This window comes from Methyloceanibacter sp., assembly GCF_051306395.1.
Classification (GTDB): Bacteria; Pseudomonadota; Alphaproteobacteria; order Rhizobiales; family Methyloligellaceae; genus Methyloceanibacter.
In genome coordinates this window covers 1-2,142 of sequence record NZ_JBPPND010000039.1, presented here as the reverse complement: position 1 = coordinate 2,142, position 2,142 = coordinate 1, and the positions used below count along the sequence as shown (strand labels likewise).

2 protein-coding genes are annotated in these 2,142 nt (G+C 60.1%); both read right to left on the bottom strand.

The window, feature by feature from the left end; translation table 11 throughout:
- Window positions 1-485, bottom strand: a 485-nt coding sequence (locus tag ACSLE4_RS03000) for a hypothetical protein (RefSeq protein ID WP_435903009.1), incomplete at its 3' end; no start/stop codon positions are given.
- A 68-nt stretch (window positions 486-553) separates the two neighbouring features.
- Window positions 554-2,142: ankyrin repeat domain-containing protein (locus tag ACSLE4_RS02995; protein ID WP_435903008.1), on the bottom strand; the 1,589-nt coding region annotated here is incomplete at its 5' end.

The window sequence follows — 2,142 nt, the reverse complement described above, 5'->3', positions numbered from 1 at the left end:
TCAAGCGCGCCGTCTTCGTTCCTGTTCTCGGCGATGTAATTGTGGATCGCGCTCATGACATGCCAGGCGCGCACGACTTCCATATCGCCGGGGTGCTCCTGCACGGGAAGCCACCACCACGCCACCGGCAGCCGGGTGATCATGATCCAGCCGTCACCGTCGCGCTTGGGACCCTTCTGGACGCGGATCTCGATCAATTTGAGCTCGTCGCTATCGATCTGAGGTTTGAACCAGAAATCCAGGGCGTATTGCTTCTTCGGCTCGTCCTTGTCGTGGAAGATAGCGTTGGCGAACCAGCCATAGCCTTTCATGCCGCGAATGACGCGGATCTTCTCATAGACCAGATCGAGATCTTCATTGAGCTTTGGATCGTGGAAGACGAACACGCCGTCCTTCGAACGCTCCTTGATGATCTCCTCGGTCCTTTTCGTCACCGACTCGTCATTGAAGTCGGGATAGTCGGCCGCAAAGACGGACGTGGCCATAGTTAAACAGAAGGCCACCGCTATCGCCGCGGCCCCCGCCCGTCTCAGCACTCGCGAGAACATAGTCATCACTGCTTCGCTGTCTCTCCGCTCTCCGCGTCGGAGGCCTGGGGCGGGACGGTTGCCCGCGAGAGGGACAACACTCGGATAGCCTGGGAGGCTTCCTTGTTGTTGTTGAGATTGGCGACGTCCTCGGCGGTCTCGCCTCGGGCGTTTTTCACCGTGGGATCGGCGCCCGCATCCATAAGCAGCCCGATCATCGGGGCGCTGTTGTTGGCAGCCGCGATCATCAGCGCCGTCATGCCGTTCTTGGCCTGTGCGTTGACGTCCGCGCCTTCGTTGATCAAGGCCTTGGCGATGTCGGTCGGCCGCGTGCTGCCGGGCAGAAAGATCGAGCCTTCCGCTGGGCCGGTCTGGGCGGCGACGATCATCAGCGGCGTCAAGCCTTCGCTGCCGGAAGGAGTGCTCACATCGGCACCACCCTCCATAAGTGCTTTGGCGGCCTCGTATTTTTTCTCCGCAAGCGCAAGTGCTAACGGCCGGAAGTCGCCCTGGCCAGGCTCTTCCAGGTCAGCGCCGTGGTCGATCAGCGTCTTGATCGAGGGAATGTGGTCGCGCATCAGTGCGGCGGCGAGCGGCGTAATACCGTTTCCGTCGTGCTTATTGGGGTCAGCGCCGAGCTCGACCAAAAGATCGATCGTCTTGTCGTGGCGCTGACGGGCGGCGCTGGTCAGCGGCGTCCACCCCTGCAAGTCCGGCTTATTGACGTCGGCGCCTTTGCCAACCAGGAACATGATGCGATCGTCGTCATTGGCGATAAGCGCGTTGCTCAGCTCCTGCTGCGGATCGGCGCCTTCGGCCAACCACCTCTCCAGCTTCTCTTGCGTCACGATCTGATCGGGCGAGGCAAGGTCGGGTCGCGCTTCGAACTTCTGGTCGGCGAGTTTGATGTAGCTGCCATGGGCCGGCAGATCGCCAGGGACGGTGCACTTACTACACTGAACAAGCGGCACACCGTATTCTTCGAGGATCGCCTGAACCTCCTCGGCGTTATCCGCGAGTGCCCAATCAAGCAGGTATTTGAGGAAGACGTCCGTCGGACGCACACCAATGGCCAGCTCGAACTCCATCTGCACGGTGTCGTCGTCAAGATTGATTGGCTGGATGGTGATCGGCTCGTTCTTCATGGTCTTCACCCAGCCGGCGAAGGGGCCGAACACGGCGGCAACGTCGAGCTTTCCGTCGAGCATCTTCTGAACCACGTACCAGGGCTGGTTCTCGGGCACGAGATCGCCGTCATGGGTCTGGAGCTGCAGCTCTACGTTGTCGAAGATACCGCGTTTGGCGAGAGCCCGGCGGACACCCGAAGTCTGAAAGACTCCAATCTTGAGATCCTTGAGCTTCGGATCGTCCAACCCGGAAAGTTCCAGCCCCTTGTCACTCCGATAAACGAGCACGTAAGGGGTCTTGTAAATCGGCTCAGTCGTGAGAAGCCGGTCATAGGTCGATGGAACGTCGAACATCAGGTCGCAGTAATGCTCTTCGAAGGTCGAGCGCGTCAGCCCGCGTTCAATGAAGGGCTGCCAATGATACTTGATCTCGGCGCCCGTCGCGTCAGCGAGCAGCTTGGCCAGCTTGTTCTGGAAGCCCTCTCTCT